3 protein-coding genes are annotated in these 3,776 nt (G+C 55.3%); 2 read left to right on the top strand and 1 reads right to left on the bottom strand.

Translation table 11 applies throughout. The features are described 5' to 3' along the window. Window positions 1-215 precede the first annotated feature (215 nt). Window positions 216-1,409, bottom strand: coding sequence for a peptidoglycan-binding protein (locus tag PN477_RS04520; protein ID WP_272117676.1), 1,194 nt, complete (start codon window positions 1,407-1,409; stop codon window positions 216-218). Between the two features lie 198 nt (window positions 1,410-1,607). Here PN477_RS04520 and PN477_RS04515 point away from each other — a divergent pair, with 198 nt between their 5' ends. Then, complete coding sequence (locus PN477_RS04515; RefSeq protein ID WP_272117674.1) at window positions 1,608-1,811, top strand: RNA-binding S4 domain-containing protein; 204 nt, start codon at window positions 1,608-1,610, stop codon at window positions 1,809-1,811. A gap of 103 nt (window positions 1,812-1,914) precedes the next feature. Continuing rightward, window positions 1,915-3,474, top strand: coding sequence for a peptide ligase PGM1-related protein (locus tag PN477_RS04510; RefSeq protein ID WP_272117672.1), 1,560 nt, complete (start codon window positions 1,915-1,917; stop codon window positions 3,472-3,474). Window positions 3,475-3,776 lie beyond the last annotated feature (302 nt).

The following is a 3,776-nucleotide window of genomic DNA, read 5'->3' as shown; positions in this document are numbered from 1 at the left end:
TTAAAGGACTCGCTGTCGCTCGATTTGTTTGTTGGTGCAAATTCATCTCGCCACTAAAAGGCACGTCCGCCGTTACCTTCGGTAACTCTACTCGGACTCGCTTTATAGTGGGAGTCTTCTTTGCACATTTTAAGATAAAACGTCCCCCCATTGTATCGGGAGGGATCGGCGGTCAGGGTGGGCAGGGTGGGCAATCTTAGGATTGGACGGGGTTGCTACAGCCCCAGGGCGCGAGTGGTGGCGGGGCCAACAATGCCATCGGCGGTCATGCCACGGCTGAGTTGAAATTCTTTGACGGCGCGTTCGGTGTCGGGGCCAAATACGCCATCAGTGCCGACGCGGATACCTGCATTGCGGAGGGCTTCTTGGAGTTGTCGCACTTCGTTGCCGCGCATCAGGGGGTTGGTGAGTTTGAGGATGTTGCTGGTGGGTGGGGGGGAGGCAGCGGTGAGGGCGGGGTTAGAGGTGTCGGGGGTTTCGTCATCAATGCCGAGGGCGGAACGGGTGGCGGAGCCGACAATTCCGTCGGGGGTGAGGCCTTGTTGGGCTTGCCATTGCTTGACGACTTCGGCGGTTCCGGGGCCGTAGACGCTGTCGGTTTCGACGCTGAATCCGGCTTTGATCAGGGCGAGTTGGACTTGGCGCACGTCTTCGCCTCGGAGGTAGGGGGTTTCAACTTTGAGGAGGCGATCGGGGGCGAGTTCGGCGGAGATGGAGACGTTGGGGCTGAGGGCGGCGGCATCAACGCGGAGGCCGCGAACGTGGAAGGGGAGGGCGAGGGCCCAGTTGCCCGCGTTGATCAGTTCGTTGAAGGTGTCCATGCGATAGACGGTGAGGCGCAGGAGGCTGTTGCTGTGGTTGCCGAGCCAGCTTTTGCGGGTTTGGATGTAGCGGGTGACCCAGGTTTGTTCGCCGATGCTGGCGAGTTGGCCGTAGTTTTTAATCGTGCGATCGCGGATCATATGCCAAGAGCCATGGATACGCCCATCGTAGACGACGGAGTAGCCAAGGGCGGTTTGAATCCCGATATATTCGGCACTTTTGACGGTGGGAGCCCAATAGACGCGATCAAAAAATTCGTCTTGGGTGGCTTGCATGATAGGGTCATCCCCGGCTTCTTGGAGGATGCTGCGGAGGGTGCGATCGCGGTTGAGGCGGCTGTCTTGGTCTTGCAGTGGTTTCAAATAGGGGCGGAGTTCATCGGCATAATCGGCGTTGGGCTGTTCAACGTAGGCCTTGATCAGGAGGTAGAGATTGCCGCTGTAGATCGTGGTTTGGGTTTTGCCGTAGGTTAAGCCGCCGGGGTCGGAACTGTGGAAGACAACTTTGCCATAATCCCCTTGTAAACTCCCGGTTTCAAAGGCAGTGACGATCGCTTGAGCCGATTTTTTTTGCAGATCCGTAAGCATGGGCATTCCTCAGAATGTTTGATGCAGCACAGCACTACATCATGGGCGGTTTGCATCGCTAGCTTATCGGGTTTGGTTCGTCATGGCGCAAATGATTCGTAATTTTTAAACTTACGGGTGAGTGCGATCGCAGATCAGCAAACAACCACGATAGGCTAGAGGATGGATAATTTTTCTGCACACCCGATCAAATCCGCGATGACTGAAACCCAAGCTCCCTTTATTAAGCTCGATCAATTTCTCAAATGGAAAGGCATTGCCCAAACCGGCGGCGAGGCGAAGTTAATGATTCAAAATGGCGAAGTCTGCGTCAATGGGGAGGTGGAAACCCGACGCGGTAAGAAGTTGAGGACGGGCGATCGCGTCACCTTTTCGAGCCAAGACTACGAGGTGAATTTGTAACAAAGCTCTGAAAAATCAATAAAGATTAACCGTGGGATTTAGCGAAACGTGGCAAAATCGAACTGCGATCGCTGGTCGATCGATGCCCTGAGAGAGAAGATAGATGATCCCCCTCCCCTCCACTGAGCAATTCCGAGCATTGCAAGGACAACTCCGCGACTATGTGGACAACATTGATATGTTCGATCAAGATGACTTTGATATCTTGGTCATCCCCTCTTTCAGCATCGATCAAGACCAACTGATCAAAGTCCCTGGGTTTCTCCATTACGAAGAACGGCTGCTCTGCTCCCTGATTCGGCTACGCAACCCCCAAACCCGCATGATCTACGTGACGGCGCAACCCCTCGCCCCGATGATCGTGGACTATTATTTGCAACTGCTGCCGGGGATTCCCTTTTCCCATGCCCGCGATCGCCTCCTCCTCCTCTCCACCCACGACGCATCCCATAAATCCCTCTCCCAAAAAATCCTCGAACGCCCCCGCCTGATGAACCGCATCCAAACAGCGATGCGCCCCAATAAATCCTACATGGTGTGTTTTAATTCCACGGCGTTAGAGCAGGAACTTTCGCTGCAATTGGGTGTGCCGCTGTTGGCCTCCTGCCCGGATTTGCTCTATTGGGGGTCAAAAAGTGGCAGCCGCGAAATTTTCGCCGCCGCCGGGATTCCCCATCCCGACGGCAGCCCCTTGGCTTGGACAATTGAGGGCTTGCTGGATCAAATTTTGGCGGTGTGGGCGCGGAATCCGGACGTGTTGCGACTGGTGATTAAGCTCAATGAGGGGTTTTCGGGGGAAGGCAATGCGGTGCTGGATTTGCGGCCGATTTTAGACTGTCCCATGGAACAGCGACGGAGCGCGATCGCGGCCCAGTTCCCCCGCCTCAGTTTCCAAGCCCAAGGGGAAACCTGGGCGCATTTTTCCCAACGCATCCCGGATTTGGGTGCGATCGCCGAAGTCTTCATCGAAGGGGACGAGAAGCGATCGCCCAGCTTCCAAGGCTACATCACCCCCGCCGGAACCGTTAAAATCCTCTCCACCCATGACCAAATCCTCGGCGGCCCCGACAGTCAAATCTACCTCGGTTGTCGCTTCCCCGCCGACGAACGCTATCGCCTCGCCCTCCAAGCCTTCGGCCTCCAAGTCGGCGAACTCCTCGCCAAAAAAGGCGCGCTCGAACGCTACGGCGTAGACTTCATCGCCACCCCCGACCCCTCGAAACCCCACGGCTGGGGCATCTATGCGATCGAAATCAACCTCCGCAAAGGCGGCACAACTCACCCCTTCATGGCCCTACAACTCCTCACCAACGGCCTCTACAACCCCGACACCGGCCACTTTTGCACCCAAGGCCAAGAAAAATACTACGTCGCCTCCGACAACCTCCAAAAACCCCAATATTGCGGCCTCCTCCCCCCCGACCTAATGGACATCATCACCCGCCACCGCCTCCACTTCGACAGCAGCACCAAAACCGGCACAATCTTCCACCTCATGGGCGCATTATCAGAATTCGGCAAATTGGGCTTAACGAGTATTGGCAATTCCTTCGCTGAAGCGGAAGCGATCTATCAAGAAGTGGAAGCAGTCTTAGACTTTGAAACCCAACAGATCACCCCCCAAACCCCCCAAGCCCCCCTCCCCATGACCTGGCGCAGCTAGGCTTAAAAATCCCCCTGCATCGTAAACGCCGCCCAATAACTTGCGGTGGGTTGGACTATTGCACTGTGCCAAGAGGGTGAACTTTCGTTGACATACTCCTCGCGCTAAAGCGACGAGGATTCTGCGATCCTGGCGTAGCCAGCAAACCTTCGTTTGTCTTCCGACTACTCTCGCACTAGACAATGCCCTGCCTAGCTGAATGATTCAGACTCCAGAGTTGGTTTTCTTCCTTTAGGCTTCATAGAACTGTTGAATCCTGCATTTTACCGCTAGCGATTCGTTTTTTATCCAACTAAACTACT

The organism is Spirulina subsalsa CS-330 (assembly GCF_028330765.1).
GTDB lineage: Bacteria > Cyanobacteriota > Cyanobacteriia > Cyanobacteriales > Spirulinaceae > Spirulina > Spirulina subsalsa_A.
This window is presented reverse-complemented; position numbering and strand designations above follow the sequence as displayed.

What these genes read in the sequence shown, in the direction of transcription:
- PN477_RS04520 (WP_272117676.1), bottom strand. Translation starts at nt 1,409, where the DNA reads ATGCTTACGGATCTGCAAAAAAAATCGGCTCAAGCGATCGTCACTGCC.
- PN477_RS04515 (WP_272117674.1), top strand. Translation starts at nt 1,608, where the DNA reads ATGACTGAAACCCAAGCTCCCTTTATTAAGCTCGATCAATTTCTCAAA.
- PN477_RS04510 (WP_272117672.1), top strand. Translation starts at nt 1,915, where the DNA reads ATGATCCCCCTCCCCTCCACTGAGCAATTCCGAGCATTGCAAGGACAA.